This is a genomic window from Acinetobacter sp. ANC 4648 (assembly GCF_002135345.1).
Taxonomy (GTDB): domain Bacteria; phylum Pseudomonadota; class Gammaproteobacteria; order Pseudomonadales; family Moraxellaceae; genus Acinetobacter.
Map to the genome: position 1 here is coordinate 33319 of NZ_NEGI01000004.1, position 26467 is coordinate 59785.

Genomic DNA, 26467 nt, shown 5'->3' on the forward strand with positions numbered 1-26467 from the left:
ACATATAGCGGTCATATTTGATTTAGTTGTTAAGTAATACGATCAATATCACCACGCAACATGATTTGGAACTGATCTGATAAAACAGTGGGTTCGGATTGCTTGACGGTACGAATCACCCAGACCGGAAAGGTTGCTGCAATACTATTTAAACGCAGTACGTTGCCATTTGCCCAACCACTGCCCCAACCTTCTTTTTTCACAGTGAAATAAGCTGCATTGGTGACTGGATTGATGGGCGAAAAGTCAAAATTAACCGTACCAGTCCCGATTTGCCCAGAATACTCACCGATGCAGCGAAAATTCGTATTGTCGGTAAATACCAGTGCCCAACGTTCCTGAATCGCACCCTTATTGGTGACTTGAATCGGATACAGCGCATCGTTGTAATTCGCTGAAATCGCACCACCTACCGCCTCATCTGCCCAGACATTCGACCAAGTCGGCTGTACAAATTTTTTGGTATAGCGTGACTGCATATCATTGATGACTAAACCTGATCCAACAATGGTATTTTCAGCAGTGTAATGATGTGTCAGTGGCTTGGTAAAAGTCAGTTGCCCATTGATTTGAACATCATTAATCAAGCCCATATCTTGATAACGATATTTTGCAGTCAGTGGTGGTACCAAAGTATTTAAAGCAAAATCACCATTTAATGTGAACTTGCCATAGTCATAATCAACGCTATACATATCAAATGAGGCTTTCTTGCCTTGGCTGTCTTCAAGTTCACACCATGAAATACGTTGATCAGCCAATTCATAAGTTTTACCCGCAATATGATCAGGCATTTCATGACTTTTAAAAGCACTAACGATGCCAATATCTCCAACTCGGAAAATTGGCACTCGACCATCAGGTGGTAAGCGCGTGGCTGATAATCCTAAAATATCAGCATCAAGCGGAATATAGGTATAAGCCACAGCATTGTAGCGTACGCTATCCGCTGCAATCCAAAAGGGAATATTGATGTAGCTATCAGTTCCCTCAGTATATTCAAGCTGTGGTAAGTACCATTCCTGACCCTCAATAGTTGGTCGATTCACTGCAGTAATTTTGGTTTTGGTATAAAAGAAAATATCCACAAAACCTGTTTCATAATTAATTGAGCCGTGCGCTTGTGCTGTTTCAATAATGCCTGCCTCATTAGCAGTTAATGTCAACTGACCGCCACTGATTGCCCCGACAACCACAGTCAGCGATCCGGGGCGAATAGGTACTGTTGGTGTACGAAAACTCACATGATGAATAGGCAATAAATCTGTAGTAGTGGTGAGCGATTGTAAGGCAAGATTGTTGTCTGCTCCGGGTGTCCAACTCTCCACCTCTACAATACCGGTACCATATTGAATAGTGCCGCTTTGAGTTGCACTACCCGTTGCAGGATCAACATTGCGATAGATTAAACCTGTGCGATCAATAAACGTATCTGCACCTGCTTTAAAACGTACAGATCCTGTCAATATTTGTTCATCAAAACCCTGTGTTAAATCGAAATTGAGTTTTGCAACAGTGATTTGTTTGGTTGAAGAGGTACTACTCGCCTTATCTCGATACTTCGCTGAAACAACAGTATCGCCATAAGCTTTATAGGTTTTTGGTGTTACCGTAACTTCTTCAACTTGTGGTAAATAAAAACTCATGTTTTACCCCGTAGCTGCATAATAGGTTTGTGGTATGTAGTTTTTGATGTAAATCATCCGCTTAATTTGCGGTGTGATTTCAACAGCACCTGTGGCGTAAACGATACTCCCCATCACCAGACCTTGACGATCAACAAGGTTGCCAGTCGTAGTATTGATTGGTACATCAGTAACCGTAATCGAACCACCCATCACTAAAAATTCATCGGTTAATGGGATATCCAGCTCAACACTATTCGGTTGGATTGCTGCTCCAGTACCAATACTAAAAAGCAACTTATTGTTTGAGTCTGGAATAACCCCACCTATTGATTGCGCTTCCGACTCGCCATAATCAAAGCTAAGGTTAAAGATCGTGCCTTTTTGAGGTAGCTTGGTTGGAATTAACTTTCCAGTCCCTGCAGCATAATTAATACTTCCAATGGCATCCCCTGAAAATTGACCTTGCGCATTACTCATCGCGGTCTTTTCAATACCGTCTAACATCCATTTAGCAATCACACTGCCTGACTTGATCCCTTGTTGATTCAGATTAAATTCAATTGCTGCAGGCAATACTGCTAAATCTGCACGTGCAAAAGTAGTAATCGGTGAACCCCACTGCAACAATATCGGTGTACCAACATCAGGCAATGCACCTGTAGTCAATAACCATGACCCTGTTTGATAATTTACTGTGCCACTGCCGACTGAATTACTCGCCCCAAGCAAGCGCCCTGTACCATTGTCGGCCAGCACATAAAACTTGCCTTGTGACATATAAGAAATTGATAAAGCACCAGGTGCAGGAATTGGCAGTAATACACCAGTCCAATTGGTTCCCTGATTATTCTGCGTGACAGGTAAAGCATAAGATTCAAAGGGCTGTTTTGGTGCGACTGCAGGAGTGAAAGAAATATTTAAAACCTGATTGCCTGAACCAATCGAATTACTCCAAATGATGTGACCAGTTTGATAGTCAATTGTTCCCACCTGTACACCAGCACTCGTTTTTAAGGTTCCACCTATATCGGTAATGGCTTGACTAAATAAAGTAAACAATACGCTACCCGGCATCACACTTGAGCCGAGGTGTAAGCTTTGAGCCGTATTTACATTGGTGGAGTACTGCACCGTGATATTGCCGTGATGACCAGCAATTAAGGCGGTATTTTCACTGACCGCATTGAGATCAAGTAATGGGGTTTCAACCTGAGAGGATGGAATCAATTGTGAAAAAATATTGGCAGCATTCACGGAAAAGCTACCCACACTCACATCTTCCACCAAATCTGTACTAGCATAGTAACGGCCACTATCCGCAACGATAGTTTCTCTAATCAAGGTTGAGGGTTTAGCATTGTTGTACCACTGCAGTGCGGAAATGCCGATAAAATCTCGACTGAGCGCATCATTAAATGAGTAAGTCGCAATCTTGTATTCAACATTTACATTATTGACTCGTACCGTTCCAATACGAGTTTCAACGGCAGTTAATCTTACAAATTGTGAGGTTTCATTGACAGTAGCTTCATTCACCACCAGTACCAAGGTATCGCCGATGCTATTTTCAGTTTCCGTCTTATCCATGGCAACTTGAATAGACTTCATACCGGTATAAGCTGCATCTAATAATGAACCCACTGCCTGGGCACCTTTGGCTAAATAGTTTTCAACACGGTTTTGTGCAGCTTTACGTTCATCTGTCCAAGATTTAGTACTAAATAACAAAGCTGAGACATTGGGGTCTTTGGGATTCTGTGAAATAAAGACTGTAGCACCCATCAACTTATCGGTATCTGCTGTGGTCACTGCAGGAAAGATTTTACGCATGGAGACATCACCCATGGTTCGATCCAATTCTGAGATATCATCAAAAAGGTTATTACTCTGTCCATCCACAATAATTTGTCCTGAATATTTACCGCCACCATCATCGGTATCGGATAAACGCTCAGGTTTGTAAATCACTAGATTCTTTGGTTCAATCGGCATCACTTATCTCCAAAAATCGTAATGTCACGTTGTAGAGGTCATCTTCAGAAACGGTCGGATGTTCAAGTACCGGTTGTGCTTCAATGGCCTTGTCTTGATGATTAAAAATCACATTAAATGAGCGTTGGCGTGTCTCCATTGCTTGAGAAATTTCATCATCAAACAACAAAACAGATAAACGCTGACGAGAAACACCTGCTTGTTTTAAAACCTCATCAATATCAGCTGACCGCCCCATAGCAAATGCAAGATTTTCGACTGCTACTTCAGTTAATAAACCTGCTGATTTTGGCTTAGCTTTTTCAGCCTTAGTTTTACTCACCTTTGCCATAATATTTCCCGTTAATAGGTTCTTGATCCTCCAGTGCTAGGTTTAGCTCTTGGTGGTTCATTTACTTCATCAAATGCATCACTACCAGCATCGACTTGGTCATCATGCTTACCATTTGGAAAGTTGCGGAGCTCTTCAATAAAATCTTTGTTCCAATCACCACGAAGCATTTTCACATTGCCCACATTGACCTGAGCAGCAAATGGCTGCGCTCTGGTAATCTTGTCACCAGAAACAGGCTCAGCCTTAACATTGAAGCCAGATAACATCGTGATGAAATTCTTCGCTTGTGATTTTCCTGCTTGACCAGGATCTTGCGGCAATCGAATGGCAACTGATTTCCCATCAATCTGAGCTGTTTGTTTAATTCGTTTTTCAACACCATCAGGACCTAGTTGTGCACGTTGCACATCGACAATATAAATATAACCATCTCGCCCTTTTGCCTCCCTTACACCTGCAGTGAAATCACCTTCATTTTCAGAAGATGCCAAATCCCATGCGCGTGCTTGGTGCAAAATATCTGCAGGTAAAGCATCTACAATTTCAATATTGTCAGGTTTAAAAAAACCACCCGCAGGTGGTGATGGTCTTTGTCGGTATTGCCCAGCAAATACATAAGGTGCTGCAAGCTCCATTCGATTTAAAACCTGAATTGAGTGCTTTGCAGGCCATAATGCCGTGCCATCGGGTTGAATAGCTGAAAGCTCTAAATGCTCCCATTCTTCCCCATTACCACCATCAAGCAACCATCCCGCCAAATCTTCTTCATGCAATCGCTGCATAATGACAATGATTGGTGTATCAGGTGAGTTGGTTCGTGATTCAAGGGTATTCTGAAACCATTCAATTACGTTTTTACGGATCGTGTCTGATCTAGCTTCACTGGCTTTATGTGGGTCATCGATAATGATTGCACCGCCAAATGTATCTCGAAATTTACCTGCACCAAAACCAGTAATTGTTCCACCAGTACCCTGCGAGTAGCAAACACCATTCTCAGCAGTTCGCCAATCATCCTTAGCTTTACTGTCATCACGTAGCCTAAACTCGGGAAATACCTTTTTATAAGCTTCTTCCTGAACTAAATTACGAGTTTGAAAGGCGTTGTTTGCTGCAAGTGTGGCTGAATAGCTCACATGAATAAATTCACTATCAGGCACCTTACCAAAGCACCATGCCATGAAATTAATAACAGCTAATTCTGTTTTAGAGTATCGAGGTGGAATGTTAATAATGAGCCGTTTGGTTTCGCCACGGAACACTTTCATTAATGCATCACAGACCACACGGTGATGCCAATTATCCAACCACTTGTACTTACGACGCTCTTTAAACATATAGCGAGAGAAGAAATATAAATCCTCTTGGGCTTCAATTTGAATGGCTAGATCACGTTCAGCTTTAGTACTCATCTAAAACCTGCTCCCTAGCTTGCAGATAGCGCTCCTTGGAAACGGTTGTTTGCACGGTTTCTAATGGACCACCATCTTTACCAGTGATTTCAATCTTTTTCTCGTAAAAGCCCTTAACAATTTTTTGCATCTGATCCGATAGCTTGATTGCGTCACGCGTATTGTTTTGCTTTTTAATAAATAAGGTACTCAATACCCTAAGCTGAACAATATCGTTAGCGCCCTCAATATTGTAAATCGGCTGATCAATATATTTCTTACGCGCATCATGGAATAAATCAATGAATTCTTGCGATAAGTCAGCGCCCGCTACCTTGGTGGGGTCATAGCATTCAACCTGTTGTCGAGATACATCAATCTTGAAATTTTCCTTGACAGCCTCTACCACTTGGGATGGTTCCATAAATTGTGCAAGTGACCGTACAATAAAGGCTTTTTCGTGTTTTTTAAGTCTTGCCATAAGTCACAATCCGTCAAGGTACGTCAAGGAAGGTGGGCAAAAAAATTGAAGCTAACCTATTACACATTTCCCACAACACGCTGAAATATTAGTTTCTGAAACAAATGGTGCATTCTTGGCAATTTCTAAAAGTCGTTTAACTGACTCATCAGCACCCCATCGTTTTGTCTCACCGAAGAACACTTCCACATCATGGCCAGCCAAATAATGTTTAGGTAAGCCTGTATGGTCGCTATAGATAATTTCACCATCTTCATCTCGCTCTACGCCGATGTGATATAGCTCATGCTCGATGAGTCGGCAGAATTCGCGGTCAGTCGTATTCTCACAGTAACTCGCATCAATGGTAATGAGATAAACAGGTACACAGCCAAACCAGTCACGCATCTGTTGTTCCTGACGCGCTTTCTTCCAACCACCCTGATTAAACATCACCTTTTCACATTGGCCTAACACCATGCGTTTTTTAGCCATAGCAGCAGATGAAGCCCAAGCGAATGCAAGAAAGGTTTCATCATCGTGAATTAGCTCAGCAATATGATCATGGTCGGGATTATGAAGCTCACCACCAATGGTCAGCCAATTCTTAACAACCCATTCCTTTAGATCCACGGCGGGTGCAAGCAGAATTGCCTCTTGCTCTTCTGCTCGATCAATCAGTTCTGTCGGTGGGAATGGTCTGATCTGTTCCATTGAAAATATGCCTTTTTAAATTCCTAAGCCACTGTGATGCCAAGTGAGCCTTTATTTGCAATGGCCCTGACTCAATATCTTTAAACGATGGTGCAGACTCTAATCGAACAACTGTAAAACCCATTGCTTCAGCATCATCGTAATGATCCAAGCTCCAAGCCTTGTTTTTAAGCTTGCCACCTCGCCCACCTGACCAAGGGCCACCAGATATTTCTACTAAAATTCGATGCTCAATAAGATGGAAATCAAAACGCCAATGCTTGGTAGATTTAAACTGAAATTTCTTCTCGTATTTAATTTCAAGAACAATAAGTGATTGCTCAAAATCCTCTTCAGCTTCTAAGTATTTTTCTTTAGCCTTGGGTAATGGTTTGGTGCGTGGCTTGGTTTTGGGTGGGCGTTTCTTGGTTTTCCAAAAGTATTCATCTGTATCCATGAATTACACCCATTAAAAAAAGCACCTTATTGGTACTTTTTAAGTTTGTATTGTTTAATTTTAAGAAAAATCTAATTCTTTTTCAAAATGTTTTAATTCATGACGAGCCATAGCCAAATTCGCCTTTTGACGATCCAATACTAAATAAAGGAATAAAGACTCATTTGACTCTAATGGGCGAATCAAATGATATTGCTTACCTAAAGTAATCAATATGTCTTCAATCTGATCTCCTAAGCCTAAAGACTTTACTGTCTTGCGTTTGGAGCGAATCACATCTGTATTTCCAGCTGCAGCAAGTTCCAAATCTAAACCTTCACCAAAAGTTGCTAAGGACAAACCACTTTCACTATCAACAAGCGCGCCAACAACAAAACCATCTATATCATTTAAAGATTCTAAACTTAATTTAGCCATAACTTCTTCTCAATAATAAAGGTGATAATTTATATCATCATAAACCTAACATTCGTATATTTCATAAGTATTATCAACAGTAAAAAATTATCATTTATTTTAAAAATCTTTTTATAAATTTTCTTTGATAAAATTTAAAGGCAAATTTCTATATTCAACAAGAAAAGAAAACCCCACCAAATGGTGAGGTTTTATATACAGTTATACGTTCAAGAAGCATGGCAATTAGAGCATTTTATCCTATTAAAAACCACCCTGGGTGCTCTAATATTTTATCCTCTGTTTGTAACCTTAGTAATAAAATCTTTCATTTCAAGCAAACTTGAGAATTGCAAAAATACTTTATGATCATTTGAATAATAAACTGTGATGTCGTGGTTTTTTTCATCTATCTGCATATGTGTAATTTGCGATAGATTCATCACTATGTCCTTGTGAGCAACAAACATTTTTATACCCTATTAATTATTAATTTTAGAGATTAACTTATAGCACACATGCTTATGAGGTTCTTAATATCTGTATAGGAGTAGATAAGAGGTACTGCTTTTACGTTTATTACCCTCATAAAAAAACCACTTGTCGTGGTGGTTTTTTATGAATGCTGAATCATCAAATTAATGTTGACTTAAAATTACTCTTTAACAGAGTCATCATTTCCTTTGCTTGATTTCCCATTTTTATCTAAATTTTTCTCTTTAGATTTTTGAGGATCCTTTTGGTAAAACTGATAGCAACGTCCGATTGCTATTCCAGTTCCTATTAGTGCTACAGCTTTTAACATGATAGGTATCTCATTTAATTAAAACATTGCAAACTAGGTATAACACTTATAGCTACTACATACTGACCCACTTATAATGAGTTTTGTTATTTTTATGTCATACACATAGAACTGAACCTAATATAAAATTTTTACAACTTAATTGTTGTTTAATATTGTTTGTTGTAAACAGGTATCGAGTAAATATTTACCAAATTAATAAAATCTCCTTATTGTGATACAAATCAGAAGACTGTGAGGTTTTAAAAAAAATTCTTGAAATATAAATAAGATATAAACATTTTAATCGTACATTTATCCACATCTCTCTCCCACAACTACCTTAGTGTTAATGGATTAAAAGCCCAGTATGGGTATTCCACCAATACAAACTAAAGAAGATTAAAATGTCCGATTATAAAGATTTTTCTCAAAAAGCACATTCAGCACAAACACTGAATGCGAGTCAACAACCCGCTGAACAAACTCCGCCCAAAACAACTCCCCAACCGAAACAAGATCAAAAAGACAAAGGCGTTCAGCCTAGCCACAACACTCCAAAAACCTAATCAATTGTAAAAACCTGCAAATGAAAAAGCCTACCTGAATATGGTAGGCTTTTTTCATCATTATTTATTCTTAATAAATATCCCAAATAACAAACTTCTCTTCTTTAATTAATAAGAACTCAAAATGTATGTTTTATGTACACAAAATTTATATTTAGATTATTTAAATAATCAATAAATCGATTATTTACAATAAGCTTAAATCTTTCTGTAATTATTCTTGAAATATTCAGTCGATCTTTATAAGCCGATTCATACATATTTCCACAGATAGTACCCAAAACTACATAAGTTTAAATAAATTTAAAGCTTATCGTAGGTATTCTGATATAAAGATAAAGAGATAGGAATGTCTGATTACAACGGTGACTCTCACAAGGCAAAACGCCATCACGCTAATAAACAAATGGCGTATGGGTCAAATTCACACACCACCCCAGTAGAAAACCCTCCCAAACCCGCTCAACACGAACAGACTCGTCCTAAAGATGTTCCAAGCGCACCAGATAAAAAAGAAAAAATAATTGAGAAAGAGCCAATTTCACAATAATAATATTGCAAGCAGAAAATCCACGTATATATGTGGATTTTCTAATTAAAAATTTGAATTTAGATTACTTATTATTTAGTTTATCACAGAATAGTCGTATTAGTGATTCGTTCAATTTCTGCTATTTTCCTATAACTTAGAGAGCTATAACTAAAATTTTGTATACATTCAAAAATCTCATCCATTTGTTCTGTCAGATAAATATTATTGATTATTGTTGTATCTCTACAATCTTCTACCATTAAGTGCATGAACTTAAATGTAAAATCCCCCTGATTCCCTGGCGAAAATCTATAAAGCTTTATGTAATCATTTTTTTCAATTCCTGCATCATTTTCGATACGAATTAACGTTCCATCAACACATCGTGCAAAGTTTATAAAATCTCCTTCATAGTCATATGCCATGTCAAACATATCAATTAGCACACCCTTTTCATCTTTAATAGTTATTGCATTTTGTGTAGTTCTTAGTGTTACTTGATATAGCAACGCATTGGATATTTTCATAGTAAATTCTTTTTTATTAGTTGCTTAGCTATATTTTAAAACAATTGATCTGCATATATCATCAGACCTATGTCTTATTAATTTTTACAGATTAATCATAAAAGTCCAAAGTCTGCGCGGGGCTAGACGCTACTCAACACTATTCACATTTCAAAGTTAGCTATTGAATCTGATTTTTTGTCTTTCGTTTTTATATTTAAAATGCTCAGCTAAAGGTGACCTTTTAAAATAATTAGACTTATAGATTTACGTGTTTATGTACCCAGTCAATGAAATCTTTCTTATCATCAAAATCAGGCACAAACTTTAAACTTAATACTCGGTTAGGGCCAAATTTACCAATAATCTTATCAGGTGCTTCAAACTTAAAATTTGAGGTCTCGCCCTCATGTAAATGTTTTAAATATTCTACAATTCTTTCAAATTTAGTTTTTACTAAGAATTCTGGATTCTCTTTTAAAAATTCATAAATTTGTTCAAGTACTGGGAAAGCGTTATTTATTGTCATGTTGCCTCTCTAAATTTTTATAATTACTAATGAAATATTTTTTTATATATTATAAATAAATTTTTATGTTTGTATAGAGTAAGTAATTTTTAAGTTTAAAAAGTTCTATTCCTTGACCAAACATGACTATTAATCTGGTGGTGGACTTCAATTTAAACCACGAAGAATAAAGAAATCCACCGTTAAAAAAAGCCCATCCAATGATGAGCTTCTTAATTAATCTAGTGCTTTAACATACACTTCGTCCACTATAGCTGAAATATGCCATATACCTTGCGCAAGGTCAATAGAATCACATTGCCTTTAACCTATTGGTTCTATACTATTTTCCGTATCCATTTTATTTCTTATCTTTTATGTCAGAGTTCCAGCTTTCTTTAAGTGAGTACCTATCTACAGTGCAGGAAGTTATACGTATAACTTTTGAAGATCCTGTATGGGTAAAAGCTGAGATTCGTAATCTAAGTATCAAAGGTGGGCACTATTATTTAGAGCTCGCGGAAAAAGAAGAAAATACAGATAAAGTCATAGTAAGCTGTAAAGCCACGATCTGGAAATTCTCTGCAGCCAAAATGGTTCTTAAATTTGAACGTGAAAGTGGAATTGAACTCTCCAAAGATCTAAATGTCCTGATTAAAGTAAAAGCTAAGTTTGATCCTCAGTATGACTTTTCAGTCAACGTAGAAGATATTGATTCAAGTTACACCATTGGTGATATTGCACGGCGTTATATGCAGATCGTTGAACGTCTGAGTAATGAAGGTCTCATCAATAAGAATAAATCACTACCAATACCATTTGATCTTCAAAATGTTTTGGTGATTGCTCCTGAAAATGCTGCTGGTCTTGGTGACTTCAAAAAAGATGCAGATGCACTAGACAAAGCAGGTGTTTGCCATTTCGTTTATCACACAGCAACTTTCCAAGGTAATATAGCTGCAGCAAGCATTACTGAATCACTCAGTACAGCATTAAGACAATGGGCTTCCAGTTTTAAAACAGCACCTGATCTAATCGTCATTATTCGTGGCGGTGGTGCGGTAAATGATCTCGCGTATTTAAATGACTATGATTTAGCGGCCCTTCTCTGTAAGCGCTCGGTTCCCATTTGGGTCGGTATTGGCCATGAAAAAGATCGCACAATTTTAGATGAAGTAGCTAACCGGTCTTTCGATACTCCGAGCAAAGTTATAGGTGGTATCCGTAATTTAATTGTTGAGCGTGTGCAGGAAGTATTGGAATCATTACAGACCATTAAGCTTTTATCTCAGCATCAAATCACGGCTTATCAAAGCCAAAATGATCAATACATCAAACTGATTAAAACACTTGCTCATGGTCAGATCCATGAAACCAATAAAACCTTAGATTTAATGAAAGGTACGACCCATTATTTAGCTCAACAACAAATCAAGGTAGCATCTACTCAAGTTGAATCATTGATGCGTGAAACCCTTCTACAAAATCCTAAACATGTAATGGCCAAAGGTTTTGGTATTATTCGAAGCCAAGGCAAAGCAATACGCTCAGTTAAACAAATTTCAGGTGATAGAATCCAAGTAGAATTACTGGATGGAACTATCGATGCCAATGTTACGCAGGTAAAAAGTAATGACTAAGAAAGAATTAACATTTAAAGAAGGCTATGAAGTTCTTAAGAAAAATGCTGACTTACTTGAATCTCAAGAAGAGCCTGATATTGATAATTTGATGAAAATCGTTGAAGAATCTATGTCTGCATACAAAGCCTGTAAAACACGTGTAGATGCTGTGCAACAGGCTTTGAATGAAACTTTTAAGGATTAACCCTAGTCGAATATTACCAACCAAGGGTAATAACAAGTTGGACACCCCCCAATAAGAGAGTTGCCACTTTTATTCATACATAGAATTTTTCTGTGGTTAAATTAACATGCTTGTAGAGATGGAATATTATTTAAATCAGAAATTTGAGTGTTCCAGAAATCATTCCATAATTCACAATATTCAAGACACAAATTACTAAGGTTTTCATAATCATTTACAGTAATAGCTTGTGCTAATGCATACCAAAGGTCATCTTGATGATCATCATCTGCGGCTTCAGCAGTTTCATCACTAGATACACCATGAACATGATAGTAACCGTCACCATCAACTTTAATTCCAACAGCTTTAGTTGCTTGACGTAAAGGAGGACTAAATAAAATCACTTCTTCCTCAGCGACAGCTAAAAGAGCCAATACTTTAATATAACTATTATATGATCCTTCTAAATACTTTCTAACATCATCAGAAATTTTTGTTGGCTGATAAGCTTTACGTTCAGACTCATCTACTCCATATTGAGTTAATAAATCTTCAAATAATGGATAATGTGCATAAATAGGATTGCCTTGATAGTAATTATTTTTATCAAAGCCCGGACGAAAACCAAATTCATCAAGTATGTTTAAGCCCAATAAAAAACGAGGGAACATTTTTGCCCCAGAATGAAGTTTTGGCTCCAACTGTTTTGTTTGAAATTGAGCCATCAATAATGCATCAGTAAAGATCTGTACAATTGCATGTCGATATTCGAGATGGATTTGTTTCAATATTTCTTTATTTAGCACACCGCTATTTAGGATCTGGATCGCTGGATGCGTAGAAACCGGATGAGCAGCTATAGTTTCCCGCAAGTTCTTAAGGAACAATAAGTTATTATCCCATTGATCAGCAGGAATACTTGTTTTAATTGCAGCTAGTGCATTTTCACGAGGATTATCATAATGTTCAAATTTTTTAAGCATAACCATTCTCAATTACATTGTTTATTAATGAGCTAAGCTCTGAGCTTTTGGTATCAATGCCTCAATATTTTGCTGCCAAATGACAATTTTGCCCATTCCTTAACAAATTGATTTTATGTGCATAGTTTTAATAAATCAATTGTAGCTGAAATATTATTTATGTAAAAAATGATAGTAAATTTCGGATAAATAATGAGATTTAAAAAAAATAATCAATTGCATCAATAAATATTTTTGATTACTCTAGCAAACTATTTTTTCTTAGTTATTTTTTATAAATAGTTGATTGTAATATCCGCTATGGGGAATTCATTAATGTCTAAAAAAGATACTATAATAAATGTTGCAACCACTCTCTTTAACAAATATAGCTACAATGCAGTTGGTATTGATAAAATTATATCGGAGTCAAATGTTGCTAAAATGACTTTTTACAAATACTTTCAATCAAAAGAAAATTTGATAGAAGCGTGTCTAGCCAAACGAAACCTTGATATACAAAGTGCTATTGAGATGAAAATCGTAGATAGCGACACTCCTATCCAAAAATTAAATAATATTTATAATTGGTTTATTGATTGGATGCTTTCGGATGACTTTAATGGCTGCATGTTCAATAAAGCATCTCTAGAAGTATTACACACTTATCCTTCTGCTAGAAAGCCAATTGATGATTATCGAAATTGGTTAGCTTGCTTAATACAAGGTTTGTTTATTGAACTAAAAATTAAAAATTACCAAGATTCAACTAGCTTATTTATTAGTATTTTAGATGGTCTTATTGTTGGTTTAACTATCGGTAGAAAAAACATTTCACCATCTGAAACATGGTCTTATGTTTTGAAATTTATTGAAATAGAAGAAAAATTATGAGAATGAATCTTTGCCTGTAATAATCAGGCTTTGTTATATAAATCTATCAGTAACAGCTTATTCAGCAATATCATTCTTAAATGAATAAGCCCTTTTAAAATTTATAGTATAAGCATATTAATCATCTTACAAGTAAGCCTTAATTTTTAGAATACAGTTAAAACTCTTTCAAAAAGTAAATTTTTTAACTAGCGATATTAACCAACCAATTTAATGATATTAAGTACTTTATGAACAACACCACTCTGCACTGTATTTATGTTGCTGACCCTAGCCAAAATAATTTTCTAACTGGATTAAACAACGGAATTTGGGGACTAAAAAAACTTAACGCTAATAGTGGAGAATTTAAAATTGGTGACTATCTAATATTTGCACATAAAATATTAGGTAAAGTTAGACAAAGTTTTAATGGGCAACTGAATCAATATGTTTTGGCCAAAATTACTTCTAATACTTATTCTGTAACAGAAAAGCAAGATGAACTAAATCCCAAGGTATGGGATGACGAAATTGATAAAAATTTGTATTTATTTAGATTTAACTTTGAAATATTAAATAGCTATCCAGCTTTAAAAATTAAGAGTGGATCATATCAATTAAATAATGGTTCCTTCACAGCTGGTGATGATATTGAATCAATTAGGGTATATGAAGCTTTAAGGTATTCCTCATGTGTTCAAGGTACTAATGGATCCATAGATTCAGTTACCTTAAAAATCGATGAAAATCAGATTACAGATGCTCTATTAAAAAAACCAAGTGAAATCTTTAATTTAAGTGATGCCATTTTTATTCGCAGTAGTGATTCTCCTAAGTTTTTTGAAAAATTCAAACCTGATTCACAGGTTACTTTACTTGAGCAAGAGGCTGAATCTGAAGTTGTCGACGATATAGATAATATCCAACAAAGTCGTATTCTTGATGAAACTGAAAAGACCCAATTGGTTTTATCTCGTATCGGTCAAGGTCAATTTCGCAAAGATTTACTTAAAAACTTTAAAGAAACTTGTCTTCTAACCGGTATTAAACATGTTTCTCTATTAGTTGCCAGTCATATCAAACCCTGGAAAGATTGTGATAATAAAGAAAGATTAGATGCTAAAAATGGGCTTTTACTATCCAGTTTGATGGATAGATTATTCGATCGCTATTTCATTACATTTGATCCTGAAACTTTAAGACTAATCACTTGTCACGACCCTCTAATCTCTAAAATTATAGTTAATCACCAACTAGTCGATTTTATTATCAAGGTACCATATAAAGGTAAAAACTTAACGACCTTCAAAAACTACTTGAATTGCCACTTTACCAAATTCAAAGAAATAAATGAGAAGCGCTATGGAAAATAATAAACTAAGACAAGCTGAAGAAATTCAAAATCTCTTAATCGCAAAAGGCTTTACATGGAACTCTCATGAACAAGCTAAAGAAAAAATTTTAGAAGAAATTGATGAGTTATTTGTAGAAATCAACGCACCTAAAATTGACCAAAATCGTTTAGAAGATGAGTTTGGTGATTGCCTATTTTCTTTGATCAATCTAGCTTGTAGATTAAACCTAGATTCAAATAAATGCCTTGGTTTAGCTATTTCAAAATTTGAAAAGCGGATATCTCTAGTTGAAGAGCAAGCTAAAAAAGAAAATCTGACACTTGAGAAAGTAAATCTTCAGCAAATGTTGGAGTGGTGGAAAGAAGCAAAGTAAATCTAGATCCGCATACAAAGCCTCTAAATCATGTAAAACATTTAGAGGCTTTGTATTAAATTTTTAAGGAATAATTAACAAGTTTAAAATTATGAAAAATAGAATAAGTTTTGACTTTGCTGTTGTAAGTACACTACTTTCAGGTTTTATATTCTTATGTGGATTTTTTTACCTCGATAGTTATGTAGGTTTTTTTGATTACCATCAATCCGCACTTGGTTTTAATTTTCAAGATTACTTAATGTATGGTTGGATAAATAGTTTAACTGCTTTATCACTATGCTTTATTGCATTTATAGTTATATCGCTTGTAAATACATTATATCAAAAAGATTTGTATAAAAGCTTCATCAAAGGATTAGTTCGAATACTCACTTTCCCATTTGTATTTTTATATAACTTATTTATAAAGTGGTTACTTATTAGGCTCATCTATTTACTAAAAATATTTTTCGAGATATTGTTTTATATTGCTTTATTACCTCTAAAGTGCAAGTTAATCTATAAAATTAGTGCCTATTTAGGTTCTGGTATTAAGTTTTTTCTCAACTTTATCGTGTTTAATCGCTTAAAATCTGCATTCAACAAAACATTAGTTGAAACTGGAAAATTTACGGAATGGAAGGAAACAGAAGATAACCAAAATATGGATCTCATTGCAAAAGATGTGATTATTCACTACTTCTATTTGATTTTATTTTATTTACTTTTATTAGTTGGTTTATATTTTTTAATAAATATCGGGAAAAATGCTCAAAAACAAGCCATTACCGAATTCAACAATGATAAATACAGCCTGTTAATTATTAAAGATGAATTAATTGAAACTTGGTTAACTAATAAAAACTACAAGATCAATTATCCAATAAAAATTAAAATAATTTTGTGTGGATCTCAGAAATGCTTAATTGCAATTCCATTTTCAGAAATAAAAAATCCAAATCCAAGTCAAATTATATTGAAAACAAATTTTCTAGTTAAAACTATAGATCCAAATAATTATATAGTGATTAAATAGAGCACCCAAGGGTGCTTTTATACACTATTCAAACCAGATAAACCCATACCGACTATGCAGCGCAGCCAACCCACATTTCACATCTGATCGTGCATCATTTTGTGTACGATCATCACGAACCATCTCAGACCATGAAGAATTATAGAAATATCGGCTAATGATGGCATCCATCCAGTCATCTAGTACTTCCGACTGTCCTTTAATATCTAAAATTAAGCGCTGTACTGCTCGAGCTTCATTATCATCAATTTCACAAATAGTTTTGGCTTTACGTGGTTTAGGCGGCTCGGCTTAAAGCTGAACAGCGTGATGGTATCGAATATGAATTCACGACTGTTTTAGATATTACCCATGGTGATTACTATGCTATCGCCACAAAAGACCGTACTGGTCTATTTCTGCAGCCTGAGCAAATCACGGAACAAACTGGCATCAAGCTCAATCAATGGCTTTCGTCAGGATCTGCAGATGCAGCGATCAATGGTAATCAATATTTAGAACTTGAAGCACTCATGACACAGGCAGGTGTAGATATTGAAAAATATTGCATCAAGCGGAAACTCAATAGCCTTCAAGATGTACGCCAACAAGTCTTTGAAGAAACCTGCAGTAGCATTCGAAAAATCATTGATCGTAATACGCAGTCAAACAAAGAATCAGAGCAGCAGCTGCAGCAAGAACAAGATGCACTTTTAGATGATGATTATCAAAAGGCACTGGCTGCAATTGAAAATGCACAGAATGAAAATGACCTTCAATACCCCGCTGGATATTTCAAAGGCAGTAAGTACGAAATAAATATTCTGAATGCATGTCAGGCAAAAATGGATATGGAAGGATGGGCAGCATGAAATTCCACTACTCCACCATCACCCGGACACTCAATGTGTTCGGGCAGAAGATGACCCACGTATTTTCCAATGTCAGTAGCGGTGAGATCGAAGCTCTGGTGATCGATGCAAAACTTAAAGAAGCGATTTGGAGGAAGTGATGAAAATTCAAAATTTGAAGGAGGTGTCATGACTAGGTTATCTAAATACATGGTTATGATTGAAAGCAATACACCGCTCAATATTATTCTCGGTCAAAATATTGGTGGTGGCGTTGTCAAAGAGTTAAAAGAGATCGAAATTGAACTTGTTTCTGCTTCTCAATTGGCTCAAAAATATAACCTATCAACGACAACAATTAGAGAGCACCTTGTATCAATTAATCAAGGTACTCAAGGCAAGGCTTTATACCATCCTAGCCTAGCCCATGACATACTCACCACAAAAAACAAAAGAGGCAGACCGAGAGCTAATTAGCTCTCACTGTCATTAAACATCTCTACTAAGTCCTGAGCATCAGGATTGTAGTAAGTGTTAATCAAAATCCCAATTGTCTTATGCCCTGTTATTTTTGCTAAAACCTCAACGGGCAATTTCCGAACTTTAACCATTCTTGTGATTGCCTCATGCCGCGAATCATGAAAGTTGATTTGAGGAAGATTTACTCTTTTTTTAGCTCTAACCCAAGTTCCGCAACACATAACCTTGTCAATCGGAACTAGCTCGTCACTATCTACTGGTAATAATGAAAGAAGTCGCTTAGCTTCTTTCGATAAAGGAACATTCCGAGATTCACCATTTTTCGTTATAGGTAGATGAACAAAACCATCCTTCAAGTCTGCCCTACGCATTGCCAATATTTCACCCTGTCTCATTGCTGTTTCAATTGCGAATAGAAATGCCCACGCTACAAAGTGCTTAGAATTCTCAGGAGTAGTTGCACCATCCCAATCTAGTGATTTCAGCAATAATTCCTGCTGTTCAGGTGTAATACGCTGATTTCGTGATTTTTCTTTACTTGGCATAGTTACGGTATGCCAAACATTTGACTCAATTAAAAACAGCTCTTTCATTGCATAAGTAAAAACAGCTGAATAAATAGCATGCTCATTTCTTAAAGTTGCTACCTTAACAACTTTTTTTCGATCATTACGCCACAATGCAATATCAGTAGGCTTGAAGTCATAAATAGATTTATCAGCGATATTGGGTGCAATACGGTCAAGATTTTTGATCTTGAACATGATTGTTCTAGCTGATCGCATGTGTCGACCATGCTCTTGGTAATATTTATCGCATAATTTACGAAATGGGTATGGGGGCTTTATCCCTTGCTCAAGATCAACTTTACCAGTTTTAAGCTCGAGTAATTTTATTGATGCCCAGTGCTCACACTCTTTGGCGGTATCTCTAGTTGCTGAGTATCGCTTGTTTTCAAATGTGACTGTAATACGCCAACTTGAACCGCGTTGTATTGGTTTTGGTATTTTCATTTTTTTGGTGCAGATCTGGTGCAGATTATCTTTTATTCTATCGATAAAGCAGAAAAAAGAAAGAAAATGAGGGCGATTTGATGCAGGGGAAAAATGTATTTATTACTATTTAAATTTTACAATAATTATAAGTTATTGTTTCAAAACAATTAATATCAATTACTTTTTAATAAAAAGTGCTAAGTTCTTTAGATGCCACCTAAAATCATTGTATACTACCTATAATGTTATCAACTTTGAATCACGCATGTTTTAGCATGCATTCATCAAGTGAAGTCTCAATGAGTACCCTATTATTAATTACCTCTACACCGAGTTCTATCCATGCTTGGCATGCTTTAGGGCTTGCACAAGCTTTAAAAGCAAAAAATGAAGCTTTCCGTGTGTTCTTTTATCAAGATGCGGTTACTGTTGCGAATAGCTTTCAATGGGTTCCTGATGATCAGCGCAATTTAACTGTAGAATGGCAGAAACTATCTGTCCGTCTTCCTGTCTGTGTCAGTGCTGCTTTAGCACGAGGTATTACAGATCAAGAAAATGCACAACGTCATCAAATTAACAGCCATAATCTTGCGCAAGGTTTTGAGCTGGTTGGTTTAGGTGAACTGGCTGATGCCGTTCAATCTACTGAGCGTCTCATTCAATTCTAAGTCGTTATTCTAGTTATATTTTTGCAATTCAAAGGTAAATTGTGTGAGAACTATACTCGTTATTTTAACTCAGGCCAATTTGACTAGCTTACAAGTACATGAGAGCTTATCTGCCACCATGGTACTTGCAACATTTGGAAGTGAGGTTAAAGTCTTATTGAAAGATGCTGGATTGAGTTTATTAAAATCTGAGCTCGCTTTTGATCATTTAAAACAAGCATTTAAAGTCGCATCAAATATGGTCGATAGTTTTGAATTCTATGATTTAACGCCAATTCTTATCGAAAACAAGTATAAAAGCTCTGACTTTGTGACAGAGTCTCAACAGGAACTTGAATTTATCGAGTTCAATAATGAATTCGTTCAATCCTTTGATCATGTTTTGTATTGGTAATTTGAGTAAATTATGAAGCCTAATCAAACCTTATATTTAATCCAATCAACCTTTGCACATACCGATGCAATACTCAACACGCTAGAACAAATACATGCTATGCATGATGCTATCGTACTTATGGGTGATGCTGTTCTTTTTTCTGCCGATCAAAGGTTAGAGCATTTAGAAAATATTTATATATTAATCAATGATGCTGAACTTTTAGTGAGTAAGCTTCCTCCGCATATACAACTTATTAACTACATACAATTTGCAGATTTAGTCCTGAATTTTACGCGTAGTGTAAGTTTAAAATAGAACTGATTTTGATCTTTAGTTTTTAACTTAAATAGAATTTTTACTTAGGCTAATTTATGAATATAGAACAAAACTTAACAGATCTTCTTGAGCTCGATCAGGATGGTCATTTAGTCGATTACACTATTTGGAATAAAGAGGTTGCTCAAACTTTAGCAAAAAGTTTAACAATAGAACTGACCCCATGGCATTTTGAAATCTTACTGGCTGTCCGTCAATTTTATGCTCAATTTGGGCATGCCCCTGCAACACGTCCACTCATTAAATTTTTAATAAAATCAGTGAATCCTGAAATTAATAATGCTGTATTGCAAGAAAAGTTTAATACCGGTTTAGTGGCACGTCATTTAAGCCGTTTGGCTGGCATACCAAAGCCGGCGAATTGCTTATAACAAGCTTAGATGAAGTTATCTATATATAAATGCTAAGCCTGTCTTTTTCGCTCTAAATAGTTAAAATACGCTGGAGTGAGTTGTGGTTTGACTTGTTTAGCATGTACTTCTTCACCACATTCTGAACAACTTAATGTAGGTTTAAAGGTATGACCACAACTTTTATGCACATAGTTCACAGGCTGTCCGAAGCCTTCATCCATCCACTTATCTGCCCATGTACCCATAGAAAGTAAAATTGGATACAGCTCTAAACCCTTATCAGTAAGCTTATATTCAAAACGTTCTTGGCGATCGGTATATGGTATTTTGACCAAAATCTCATGTTCAACCAAGCGTTTTAAGCGTTCAGAAAGTACATGTCGAGTCACACCTAAGTTATGTTGAAAATCATCAAAACGGCGCATACCCATAAAAGCATTGCGTAGAATAAGCATGGTCCATCTATCCCCCATTACCGATAATGTACGGGCGATTGAACATGGTTGATTGCCTATTTCATCCCATTTCATTGAAGTTATAACTCTAAAATCTGAATATGTTTAATGTACCGATATCAAGATATTTTTTAAAGGTTTATTTATAAAGACCATGCTTAAGCCTATATTGATTAAGAGGCGCAACAAAATTCCTGCTAATGAAATACAACTTTTCAAACACTGTGTTCTTCAAGCATTAAAAAACCCGCCTTTAACAGCGGGTTTAAGATTTTATCAAGCAGAACTTGATCATTAAAACATTAATGAATATTCAATCAGGGAAAGTCAAATACCACTTTGTTTTAACACGCTTATTATTCCTAATTTGAGCAAAAATACCGTATCATTTTCTACCATTTTCATGTCATTTCCCGACAATTGGTATTTTCAAGTTTAATTTTCTACTTTAGATAGCGCACAAAATACTTGTTCCGTCATTCCAGAATCAATAAAGCTTTGTTTTTGTCGCTCTAAAAAACTGTTTGCTGCCATCAACATAATACTTGCACTTTCCAACGTAATATTGGCTTTAGACATATCAGCAATCTGCTGATAAGCCGTTAAACGAGTGCAAAATGCTTGTTTTTGTGTCGCTGCATCGAATTTTACTTTCGGATCATCTAAAATCTTTTTAGTTTCATTGACCTGTGCGGTATATTGTTGAAGCAACTGATTATATTGATCTTGGCTCAATGTTTGAACTAATTCAGCATAGCTTAGATTACTCATCACAAGCATGAGTAATCCGAAACTTATTTGCGATATTAAATTTTTTTCAATTTTTAGCATGCATCTGCTTTCCAGACGTCCTCATATTCGTCAGCATCAATCATAAAACGAAAACCTTCTTCAAGCGCCAAATACACAAGTGCATCTGGAAAAATTTCCTCAAGTTCCTTGACTGTGACAATATCAAAAAAATCAGCACCCTCTTCTAGCTCACCACCATAAATAAACCAAGCCACGTTGTCAGCATCTGGTTTTTTACGTAAACCAACAATAGGCTCTTTATTCAGTGTTTGTTTTGCGATAGCCACTAAATCATCTTCATTGACTTTAATATACTTAGACTCAAACTCTTCACAGAGGAGTTTTTGTTCTTCAATAAAATCTTGTAACATGAGTGATTCCAGCATCTTTAAAAATTGAAGTGCTGATTCTAAGCCGATGAGGTTATAGACACAATAAAACTAATAAAAGATTTTTTTAAAAAAGTATGTATTTTGTTAATCTTGAATGAGTTCCATATTTAAGATTTGATCTATGAGTCAACAGCGGCAAGCATACCAACACTAAGCAAATGTCAAATATTATGCAGTTCCAAAAGCTATTCCACTAAAAACATCACAGAAATGTGGGACGTTGCTGGTAAAACCAGCGAACCATTCAAACTTTATAAAGTTGATACCTACTTCGAATTAACTTTTGCCAATGATAGGTATCTTTCAATATAGTGTTCTGTGCTCATCTCACACTCCATTTATGAACTAAATGGTCAATCCTGCAATCATTTAGATGATCCATGAATTCCATCAAAACCTATACTTTCATTGCAAAGTTTTACTTCCACATTCAACAATAAAGAAACCCTCAAATAAGCTGTCATTTTTCTTACATATTTCCACCTCGTCGACACCACTAGCTCTGTTGCTACGCATATACTTCTATTTATAAACACACTACTTAAATAGCCGATAAAAGATAGATTACACATACTTTAAGATCAACATAAAAAATTAAAAATCCACTATAAATCAATAAATGAAAATTAAATTAAATATATGTTTTACTTAATTAATATCTATATATTTTAAAGTTTTAATGTGGTTTTCAGCCTTACATTCTAATAATCAATATATAGATAATTTACAGTAACCTCTACTTCTTATTTAGCAGTGTGACTATTTCATGTAAACACTGGATATGATGCAAGACCATTAAGATTCAGACTATATGTCAGCTGATTAGTATTTTAGAAGTTTTACCTAGTAAATACGTGAGCAATTTCACTCACCTCGTTATATGACTTGTTGTAAACAAATTCTTACGATTGATGATTTACATATTGTTGTTACACAAAACAAATCAACAGTTTTGGTCAATTCGGTTTACAATGCAAAAAATCAAATACCAATAAAAAAATGTCATATTTTAACATTGCTAATTCATCGCAAAGTTTACAATATATAGCCCTATCAGGGCACCCGTTTTCTACAACAATTAAAACAAATTACAAAGGTTTTGTAGAAAAACATGCCATAATATGCAAACTTTGCAGACATCTTGCAAAAAATTATTGCAACTTTCATATTGGAGCAGGCTCAATGAGTTCGACCATTTTGGTCATACATGGACCAAATTTAAATTTACTAGGCAAGCGCGAACCTGAGGTCTATGGTCACCTCACCCTAGAAAATATTAACCAACAACTCATTGCTCAAGCTCAGCAATCTCAAATTTCGTTAGAAACTTTCCAAAGTAATTGGGAAGGTGCGGTGGTCGATCGTATTCACCAAGCACAACAAGATGGTGTTCAATTTATCATTATTAATCCAGCAGCATTGACCCACACCTCTGTTGCAGTTCGAGATGCACTTCTAGGCGTAGCAATTCCTTTCATTGAAGTACATTTATCTAATGTACATGCGCGTGAAGCATTCCGACATCATTCATATTTATCAGATAAGGCCGTTGGCGTAATTTGTGGTTTAGGTGCGCAAGGTTATTCTTATGCACTGAACTTCGCCATCAGTAAACTTCAAACTATTCAGCAATCATAATATTAGGAATACGCATCCATGGATATTCGCAAAATCAAAAAGCTCATCGATTTGATGATTGAGTCAGACCTTCAAGCGATTGAAGTCAAAGAAGGTGATCAATCAATTGCATTAACCCGTCGTAATCCTGTTATTGCTGGTGTTACACAAATTGCTGCACCAATTGCAGATGCTCCAGTAGTAAAAGCAGCATCACGTGGTGCTGTAGAAACGTCACCAATGGTAGGTGTATTCTATTCTGCACCTAGCCCAGGTGAAGCACCATTTGTAAATGTTGGCCAAACTGTATCCGCAGGTGAAACACTCGGTATTATTGAAGCAATGAAAATTATGAACCCGATTGAGGCAACTCAAAGTGGTGTGGTTGAAGAAATTTTAGTGAAAAATGGTGATGTAATCCAATTCGGTCAACCATTATTCCGCTACCGCGCGTAATACTCGGGGATTGATATGTTGCAAAAAGTACTGATTGCAAACCGAGGCGAAATTGCGTTGCGTATTACGCGCGCTTGTAAAACGCTCGGGATTAAAACCGTTGGAATTTATTCTGATGCAGACAAAGATTTAATGCACTTACGCTTTGTAGATGAAGCAGTATGTATCGGACCAGGTGCAAGTAGCGAAAGCTATTTAAATATCCCAGCCATTATTACTGCTGCCGAAATTACTGGTGCCGATGCCATCCATCCCGGTTATGGCTTTCTTTCTGAAAATGCTGAATTTGCTGAAATCGTAGAAAGCTCAGGATTCATTTTCATTGGCCCACGTCCTGAGCATATTCGCCAAATGGGGAATAAGGTTTCTGCTATTTTAGCGATGCGTAAAGCTGGTGTACCGACCGTACCTGGCTCTGCACATGCAGTGACTACAAGCAACGCCCTAGCAGAAGCAAAAGAAATTGGTTTTCCATTGATTGTGAAAGCTGCTTCAGGTGGTGGTGGTCGTGGTATGCGTATTGTAGAGCGTGTAGACACACTACTTGAGTCAGTACAAGCAGCACAGCGTGATGCAGAAATGTGGTTTGGCGATGATACGGTCTATATGGAACGCTTTCTACAAAAGCCTCGCCATGTCGAAGTTCAAGTGTTAGCAGATGGTAATGGCCATGCTGTACATTTATATGATCGTGATTGTTCACTACAACGCCGTCATCAAAAAGTACTTGAAGAAGCGCCAGCACCAAATCTCCCTGAACAAGCGCGTGCTGATATTTTAGAAGCCTGTGTCAATGCCTGTAAAATGATTCAATATCGTGGTGCTGGTACCTTTGAATTTCTATTTGAAGAAGATGAGTTCTTCTTTATTGAAATGAATACACGTGTGCAAGTTGAACATCCTGTTACTGAAATGGTCACTGGAATAGATATTATTGAACAACAACTGCGTATTGCCGCTGGTCTAGGTTTAAACTTGCAACAAGAAGATATTCATGTGCAAGGACATGCAATTGAATGTCGTATTAATGCAGAAGATCCAACCAACTTTTTACCGTCACCAGGTAAAGTTGAAAGTTTCTATGCACCAGGTGGTGCAGGTATTCGTTTAGATTCACATATCTATCAGGGTTACAGTATTCCGCCTTACTATGACTCTATGATTGCCAAAGTCATTGCGCATGGTAAAGATCGTGAAACCTCTATTGCACGTATGAAACAAGCCTTAGATGAAATGATCTTAACGGGTATTAAAACCAATATTCCTTTGCATAAGGATTTGATTTTGGAAGATAAAAACTTTTGTGAAAAAGCAATGGACATCCATTATTTGGAAAACCATTTGTTGAAACAAATTCAAGATCAAGCAAAGACTGCTTAAATAAATTCCATGTTAAAAAACCTCTTATTCATAAGAGGTTTTTTATTTTTCACATTGTAATATTTACTTAAGGCAAGACCCGATGCAAGGTTGCAAAACATTGATCTTCTTTTTCTGAAGTACAAAAATTAATTGTTCTGTTGTTTTTCCAACGTACAAAATACTGTGATACTTCACCCGATTGATCTTCTTGCTTACCAGAACAATCGACCTGATTGTTTTCATACTTAATTTGCATAATTAAAGCCGGTAATTTTTCCATGGTATTATCTGGTGATGGCTGATAATCAAATAAACCCACTGACCACTCCTTACCACTATTAACCACAACTTCATTTGCCCCTCTAAAATTATAGAGTTCTACACACTTCTTATTATTTGGAATCTCCATTCCCCATAAGCCTAATATTTCAGGGCGAGTGTCGATACGAATCGTGTTGGCAGCAGGTTGATTATTGCTATTTGGAATCAAATTAGGGCTCGTATTCACCGCAGTAGTTTCTTCAGCCGATACCGTACAAGCTATTAAAAGTAATAAAGGCAAAATAAGTGCTGTTTTATTCATACTTCATCAGTATCAAGTTTTATTCGTTATAAATTAGCATAGATTTATAATTTTGCATGAAATATTAACCATATATGAACAATCAAAAATCTTAGCTAAAGATGTTATTTTTTATCTATAAAAATA

The 26467-nt window shown here is 35.9% G+C and carries 32 protein-coding genes and 3 pseudogenes; 17 read left to right on the top strand and 18 right to left on the bottom strand.

Annotated elements, in window-relative coordinates; genetic code table 11:
* Nucleotides 1-29 precede the first annotated feature (29 nt).
* From B9T27_RS07880 to B9T27_RS14870, 9 genes and pseudogenes are all read right to left on the bottom strand, one after another.
* On the bottom strand, nt 30-1646 hold the full coding sequence (locus B9T27_RS07880; RefSeq protein ID WP_086206299.1) for a hypothetical protein: 1617 nt from the start codon (nt 1644-1646) through the stop codon (nt 30-32).
* A gap of 3 nt (nt 1647-1649) precedes the next feature.
* The gene (locus tag B9T27_RS07885; RefSeq protein WP_086206300.1) at nt 1650-3620 is read right to left on the bottom strand and encodes a hypothetical protein; all 1971 of its coding nucleotides are present in this window, start codon (nt 3618-3620) and stop codon (nt 1650-1652) included.
* Between the two features lie 127 nt (nt 3621-3747).
* A pseudogene (locus B9T27_RS15200) lies at nt 3748-3951 on the bottom strand (hypothetical protein); the annotation flags it as partial.
* A gap of 11 nt (nt 3952-3962) precedes the next feature.
* Nucleotides 3963-5366, bottom strand: coding sequence for a phage terminase large subunit (gene terL / locus B9T27_RS07895; RefSeq protein WP_086206301.1), 1404 nt, complete (start codon nt 5364-5366; stop codon nt 3963-3965).
* Nucleotides 5356-5826, bottom strand: coding sequence for a DUF2280 domain-containing protein (locus B9T27_RS07900; protein ID WP_086206302.1), 471 nt, complete (start codon nt 5824-5826; stop codon nt 5356-5358). Before B9T27_RS07900 ends, terL begins: the two co-directional genes overlap by 11 nt.
* 51 nt (nt 5827-5877) lie before the next feature.
* The gene (locus B9T27_RS07905; RefSeq protein ID WP_086206303.1) at nt 5878-6519 is read right to left on the bottom strand and encodes a putative metallopeptidase; all 642 of its coding nucleotides are present in this window, start codon (nt 6517-6519) and stop codon (nt 5878-5880) included.
* Nucleotides 6479-6955, bottom strand: coding sequence for a hypothetical protein (locus tag B9T27_RS07910; protein WP_086206304.1), 477 nt, complete (start codon nt 6953-6955; stop codon nt 6479-6481). The genes B9T27_RS07905 and B9T27_RS07910 overlap by 41 nt, the downstream gene beginning before the upstream one ends.
* Nucleotides 6956-7015: 60 nt before the next feature.
* Complete coding sequence (locus B9T27_RS07915) at nt 7016-7372, bottom strand: hypothetical protein (protein WP_086206305.1); 357 nt, start codon at nt 7370-7372, stop codon at nt 7016-7018.
* A gap of 634 nt (nt 7373-8006) precedes the next feature.
* Nucleotides 8007-8156 (bottom strand): hypothetical protein, encoded by a 150-nt coding sequence (locus tag B9T27_RS14870; RefSeq protein ID WP_171263363.1) that lies wholly within the window; start codon nt 8154-8156, stop codon nt 8007-8009.
* Between the two features lie 386 nt (nt 8157-8542).
* Between B9T27_RS14870 and B9T27_RS14875 the strand changes: the two genes are divergently transcribed.
* The gene (locus B9T27_RS14875; protein ID WP_171263364.1) at nt 8543-8704 is read left to right on the top strand and encodes a hypothetical protein; all 162 of its coding nucleotides are present in this window, start codon (nt 8543-8545) and stop codon (nt 8702-8704) included.
* A 349-nt stretch (nt 8705-9053) separates the two neighbouring features.
* Nucleotides 9054-9254 (top strand): hypothetical protein, encoded by a 201-nt coding sequence (locus B9T27_RS07920; RefSeq protein WP_086206306.1) that lies wholly within the window; start codon nt 9054-9056, stop codon nt 9252-9254.
* Nucleotides 9255-9337: 83 nt separating this feature from the next.
* Here the strand turns inward: B9T27_RS07920 and B9T27_RS07925 are convergent, their stop codons facing one another.
* Complete coding sequence (locus B9T27_RS07925) at nt 9338-9763, bottom strand: hypothetical protein (protein WP_086206307.1); 426 nt, start codon at nt 9761-9763, stop codon at nt 9338-9340.
* A gap of 238 nt (nt 9764-10001) precedes the next feature.
* Nucleotides 10002-10271: a hypothetical protein gene (locus B9T27_RS07930; RefSeq protein WP_086206308.1), complete on the bottom strand. Its 270-nt coding sequence runs from the start codon at nt 10269-10271 to the stop codon at nt 10002-10004.
* Nucleotides 10272-10627: 356 nt separating this feature from the next.
* Between B9T27_RS07930 and xseA the strand changes: the two genes are divergently transcribed.
* Both xseA and xseB read left to right on the top strand, forming a co-directional pair.
* A complete protein-coding gene (xseA, locus tag B9T27_RS07935) occupies nt 10628-11890 on the top strand; it encodes an exodeoxyribonuclease VII large subunit (RefSeq protein ID WP_086206309.1) in 1263 nt (420 codons plus the stop codon).
* Nucleotides 11883-12077, top strand: coding sequence for an exodeoxyribonuclease VII small subunit (gene xseB, locus B9T27_RS07940; protein ID WP_086206310.1), 195 nt, complete (start codon nt 11883-11885; stop codon nt 12075-12077). Before xseA ends, xseB begins: the two co-directional genes overlap by 8 nt.
* Nucleotides 12078-12178: 101 nt before the next feature.
* Here xseB and B9T27_RS07945 read toward each other — a convergent pair whose 3' ends face one another.
* Complete coding sequence (locus B9T27_RS07945; protein ID WP_086206311.1) at nt 12179-13042, bottom strand: hypothetical protein; 864 nt, start codon at nt 13040-13042, stop codon at nt 12179-12181.
* Between the two features lie 315 nt (nt 13043-13357).
* Here B9T27_RS07945 and B9T27_RS07950 point away from each other — a divergent pair, with 315 nt between their 5' ends.
* From B9T27_RS07950 to B9T27_RS07965, 4 genes are all read left to right on the top strand, one after another.
* Nucleotides 13358-13915 carry a TetR/AcrR family transcriptional regulator gene (locus B9T27_RS07950; protein WP_086206312.1) on the top strand — a complete coding sequence of 186 codons (558 nt, stop codon included), beginning with the start codon at nt 13358-13360 and terminating at the stop codon, nt 13913-13915.
* A gap of 230 nt (nt 13916-14145) precedes the next feature.
* Nucleotides 14146-15270 carry an HNH endonuclease gene (locus B9T27_RS07955; RefSeq protein WP_086206313.1) on the top strand — a complete coding sequence of 375 codons (1125 nt, stop codon included), beginning with the start codon at nt 14146-14148 and terminating at the stop codon, nt 15268-15270.
* Nucleotides 15260-15625, top strand: a complete 366-nt coding sequence (locus tag B9T27_RS07960; RefSeq protein WP_171263365.1) for a MazG nucleotide pyrophosphohydrolase domain-containing protein — start codon at nt 15260-15262, stop codon at nt 15623-15625. Before B9T27_RS07955 ends, B9T27_RS07960 begins: the two co-directional genes overlap by 11 nt.
* Nucleotides 15626-15716: 91 nt before the next feature.
* On the top strand, nt 15717-16643 hold the full coding sequence (locus B9T27_RS07965) for a hypothetical protein (RefSeq protein WP_086206315.1): 927 nt from the start codon (nt 15717-15719) through the stop codon (nt 16641-16643).
* Between the two features lie 24 nt (nt 16644-16667).
* Here B9T27_RS07965 and B9T27_RS07970 read toward each other — a convergent pair.
* A pseudogene (locus B9T27_RS07970) lies at nt 16668-16913 on the bottom strand (hypothetical protein); the annotation flags it as partial.
* Between the two features lie 20 nt (nt 16914-16933).
* Between B9T27_RS07970 and B9T27_RS15010 the strand changes: the two are divergent.
* Both B9T27_RS15010 and B9T27_RS07980 read left to right on the top strand, forming a co-directional pair.
* Nucleotides 16934-17494: pseudogene (locus B9T27_RS15010) on the top strand (AAA family ATPase); the annotation flags it as partial.
* Between the two features lie 168 nt (nt 17495-17662).
* On the top strand, nt 17663-17950 hold the full coding sequence (locus B9T27_RS07980; RefSeq protein WP_086206318.1) for an HTH domain-containing protein: 288 nt from the start codon (nt 17663-17665) through the stop codon (nt 17948-17950).
* Here B9T27_RS07980 and B9T27_RS07985 read toward each other — a convergent pair.
* A complete protein-coding gene (locus B9T27_RS07985; protein ID WP_086206319.1) occupies nt 17947-18966 on the bottom strand; it encodes a tyrosine-type recombinase/integrase in 1020 nt (339 codons plus the stop codon). The genes B9T27_RS07980 and B9T27_RS07985 overlap by 4 nt on opposite strands.
* 281 nt (nt 18967-19247) lie before the next feature.
* Between B9T27_RS07985 and tusD the strand changes: the two genes are divergently transcribed.
* Genes tusD through B9T27_RS08005 form a run of 4 tightly spaced genes read left to right on the top strand, consistent with a single transcriptional unit; the run spans nt 19248 to nt 20702 of the window.
* Nucleotides 19248-19616 (top strand): sulfurtransferase complex subunit TusD, encoded by a 369-nt coding sequence (tusD, locus tag B9T27_RS07990; protein ID WP_086206320.1) that lies wholly within the window; start codon nt 19248-19250, stop codon nt 19614-19616.
* Nucleotides 19617-19659: 43 nt separating this feature from the next.
* On the top strand, nt 19660-20010 hold the full coding sequence (locus B9T27_RS07995) for a hypothetical protein (protein ID WP_086206321.1): 351 nt from the start codon (nt 19660-19662) through the stop codon (nt 20008-20010).
* A gap of 12 nt (nt 20011-20022) precedes the next feature.
* Nucleotides 20023-20310: a DsrH/TusB family sulfur metabolism protein gene (locus tag B9T27_RS08000; protein WP_086206322.1), complete on the top strand. Its 288-nt coding sequence runs from the start codon at nt 20023-20025 to the stop codon at nt 20308-20310.
* 56 nt (nt 20311-20366) lie between these two features.
* Nucleotides 20367-20702 carry a TusE/DsrC/DsvC family sulfur relay protein gene (locus B9T27_RS08005; protein WP_086206323.1) on the top strand — a complete coding sequence of 112 codons (336 nt, stop codon included), beginning with the start codon at nt 20367-20369 and terminating at the stop codon, nt 20700-20702.
* Nucleotides 20703-20734: 32 nt separating this feature from the next.
* Here the strand turns inward: B9T27_RS08005 and B9T27_RS08010 are convergent, their stop codons facing one another.
* From B9T27_RS08010 to B9T27_RS08020, 3 genes are all read right to left on the bottom strand, one after another.
* A complete protein-coding gene (locus B9T27_RS08010; protein WP_086206324.1) occupies nt 20735-21214 on the bottom strand; it encodes a winged helix-turn-helix transcriptional regulator in 480 nt (159 codons plus the stop codon).
* Between the two features lie 360 nt (nt 21215-21574).
* The gene (locus tag B9T27_RS08015; protein ID WP_086206577.1) at nt 21575-21919 is read right to left on the bottom strand and encodes a hypothetical protein; all 345 of its coding nucleotides are present in this window, start codon (nt 21917-21919) and stop codon (nt 21575-21577) included.
* Nucleotides 21920-21963: 44 nt separating this feature from the next.
* Nucleotides 21964-22302, bottom strand: a complete 339-nt coding sequence (locus B9T27_RS08020; protein ID WP_086206325.1) for a hypothetical protein — start codon at nt 22300-22302, stop codon at nt 21964-21966.
* A 1203-nt stretch (nt 22303-23505) separates the two neighbouring features.
* On the opposite strand from B9T27_RS08020, the gene aroQ reads away from it, so the two are divergent.
* From aroQ to accC, 3 genes are read left to right on the top strand one after another with little or no spacing between them, the layout of a single operon-like run.
* Entirely contained in the window at nt 23506-23961 is a 456-nt protein-coding gene (gene aroQ, locus B9T27_RS08025) for a type II 3-dehydroquinate dehydratase (RefSeq protein WP_086206326.1), read from the top strand.
* An 18-nt stretch (nt 23962-23979) separates the two neighbouring features.
* Nucleotides 23980-24396, top strand: coding sequence for an acetyl-CoA carboxylase biotin carboxyl carrier protein (locus tag B9T27_RS08030; RefSeq protein WP_086206327.1), 417 nt, complete (start codon nt 23980-23982; stop codon nt 24394-24396).
* A gap of 15 nt (nt 24397-24411) precedes the next feature.
* On the top strand, nt 24412-25776 hold the full coding sequence (gene accC, locus B9T27_RS08035; protein WP_086206328.1) for an acetyl-CoA carboxylase biotin carboxylase subunit: 1365 nt from the start codon (nt 24412-24414) through the stop codon (nt 25774-25776).
* Nucleotides 25777-25843: 67 nt separating this feature from the next.
* On the opposite strand, the gene B9T27_RS08040 is transcribed toward accC, so the two are convergent.
* Entirely contained in the window at nt 25844-26341 is a 498-nt protein-coding gene (locus tag B9T27_RS08040) for a hypothetical protein (RefSeq protein ID WP_143222570.1), read from the bottom strand.
* Nucleotides 26342-26467 lie beyond the last annotated feature (126 nt).

What these genes read in the sequence shown, in the direction of transcription:
- B9T27_RS07985 (WP_086206319.1), bottom strand. Translation starts at nt 18,966, where the DNA reads ATGAAAATACCAAAACCAATACAACGCGGTTCAAGTTGGCGTATTACA.
- B9T27_RS07925 (WP_086206307.1), bottom strand. Translation starts at nt 9,763, where the DNA reads ATGAAAATATCCAATGCGTTGCTATATCAAGTAACACTAAGAACTACA.
- B9T27_RS08005 (WP_086206323.1), top strand. Translation starts at nt 20,367, where the DNA reads ATGAATATAGAACAAAACTTAACAGATCTTCTTGAGCTCGATCAGGAT.
- B9T27_RS07945 (WP_086206311.1), bottom strand. Translation starts at nt 13,042, where the DNA reads ATGCTTAAAAAATTTGAACATTATGATAATCCTCGTGAAAATGCACTA.
- B9T27_RS07880 (WP_086206299.1), bottom strand. Translation starts at nt 1,646, where the DNA reads ATGAGTTTTTATTTACCACAAGTTGAAGAAGTTACGGTAACACCAAAA.
- tusD (WP_086206320.1), top strand. Translation starts at nt 19,248, where the DNA reads ATGAGTACCCTATTATTAATTACCTCTACACCGAGTTCTATCCATGCT.
- B9T27_RS07950 (WP_086206312.1), top strand. Translation starts at nt 13,358, where the DNA reads ATGTCTAAAAAAGATACTATAATAAATGTTGCAACCACTCTCTTTAAC.
- B9T27_RS08030 (WP_086206327.1), top strand. Translation starts at nt 23,980, where the DNA reads ATGGATATTCGCAAAATCAAAAAGCTCATCGATTTGATGATTGAGTCA.
- B9T27_RS08040 (WP_143222570.1), bottom strand. Translation starts at nt 26,341, where the DNA reads ATGAATAAAACAGCACTTATTTTGCCTTTATTACTTTTAATAGCTTGT.
- B9T27_RS07885 (WP_086206300.1), bottom strand. Translation starts at nt 3,620, where the DNA reads ATGCCGATTGAACCAAAGAATCTAGTGATTTACAAACCTGAGCGTTTA.
- aroQ (WP_086206326.1), top strand. Translation starts at nt 23,506, where the DNA reads ATGAGTTCGACCATTTTGGTCATACATGGACCAAATTTAAATTTACTA.
- B9T27_RS07980 (WP_086206318.1), top strand. Translation starts at nt 17,663, where the DNA reads ATGACTAGGTTATCTAAATACATGGTTATGATTGAAAGCAATACACCG.
- B9T27_RS08015 (WP_086206577.1), bottom strand. Translation starts at nt 21,919, where the DNA reads ATGCTTGTGATGAGTAATCTAAGCTATGCTGAATTAGTTCAAACATTG.
- B9T27_RS07960 (WP_171263365.1), top strand. Translation starts at nt 15,260, where the DNA reads ATGGAAAATAATAAACTAAGACAAGCTGAAGAAATTCAAAATCTCTTA.
- B9T27_RS07965 (WP_086206315.1), top strand. Translation starts at nt 15,717, where the DNA reads ATGAAAAATAGAATAAGTTTTGACTTTGCTGTTGTAAGTACACTACTT.
- B9T27_RS14875 (WP_171263364.1), top strand. Translation starts at nt 8,543, where the DNA reads ATGTCCGATTATAAAGATTTTTCTCAAAAAGCACATTCAGCACAAACA.
- B9T27_RS08020 (WP_086206325.1), bottom strand. Translation starts at nt 22,302, where the DNA reads ATGTTACAAGATTTTATTGAAGAACAAAAACTCCTCTGTGAAGAGTTT.
- B9T27_RS08010 (WP_086206324.1), bottom strand. Translation starts at nt 21,214, where the DNA reads ATGAAATGGGATGAAATAGGCAATCAACCATGTTCAATCGCCCGTACA.
- B9T27_RS07910 (WP_086206304.1), bottom strand. Translation starts at nt 6,955, where the DNA reads ATGGATACAGATGAATACTTTTGGAAAACCAAGAAACGCCCACCCAAA.
- terL (WP_086206301.1), bottom strand. Translation starts at nt 5,366, where the DNA reads ATGAGTACTAAAGCTGAACGTGATCTAGCCATTCAAATTGAAGCCCAA.
- xseA (WP_086206309.1), top strand. Translation starts at nt 10,628, where the DNA reads ATGTCAGAGTTCCAGCTTTCTTTAAGTGAGTACCTATCTACAGTGCAG.
- B9T27_RS08000 (WP_086206322.1), top strand. Translation starts at nt 20,023, where the DNA reads ATGAAGCCTAATCAAACCTTATATTTAATCCAATCAACCTTTGCACAT.
- B9T27_RS07920 (WP_086206306.1), top strand. Translation starts at nt 9,054, where the DNA reads ATGTCTGATTACAACGGTGACTCTCACAAGGCAAAACGCCATCACGCT.
- B9T27_RS07905 (WP_086206303.1), bottom strand. Translation starts at nt 6,519, where the DNA reads ATGGAACAGATCAGACCATTCCCACCGACAGAACTGATTGATCGAGCA.
- xseB (WP_086206310.1), top strand. Translation starts at nt 11,883, where the DNA reads ATGACTAAGAAAGAATTAACATTTAAAGAAGGCTATGAAGTTCTTAAG.
- B9T27_RS07900 (WP_086206302.1), bottom strand. Translation starts at nt 5,826, where the DNA reads ATGGCAAGACTTAAAAAACACGAAAAAGCCTTTATTGTACGGTCACTT.
- B9T27_RS07915 (WP_086206305.1), bottom strand. Translation starts at nt 7,372, where the DNA reads ATGGCTAAATTAAGTTTAGAATCTTTAAATGATATAGATGGTTTTGTT.
- B9T27_RS07955 (WP_086206313.1), top strand. Translation starts at nt 14,146, where the DNA reads ATGAACAACACCACTCTGCACTGTATTTATGTTGCTGACCCTAGCCAA.
- B9T27_RS07930 (WP_086206308.1), bottom strand. Translation starts at nt 10,271, where the DNA reads ATGACAATAAATAACGCTTTCCCAGTACTTGAACAAATTTATGAATTT.
- accC (WP_086206328.1), top strand. Translation starts at nt 24,412, where the DNA reads ATGTTGCAAAAAGTACTGATTGCAAACCGAGGCGAAATTGCGTTGCGT.
- B9T27_RS14870 (WP_171263363.1), bottom strand. Translation starts at nt 8,156, where the DNA reads ATGTTAAAAGCTGTAGCACTAATAGGAACTGGAATAGCAATCGGACGT.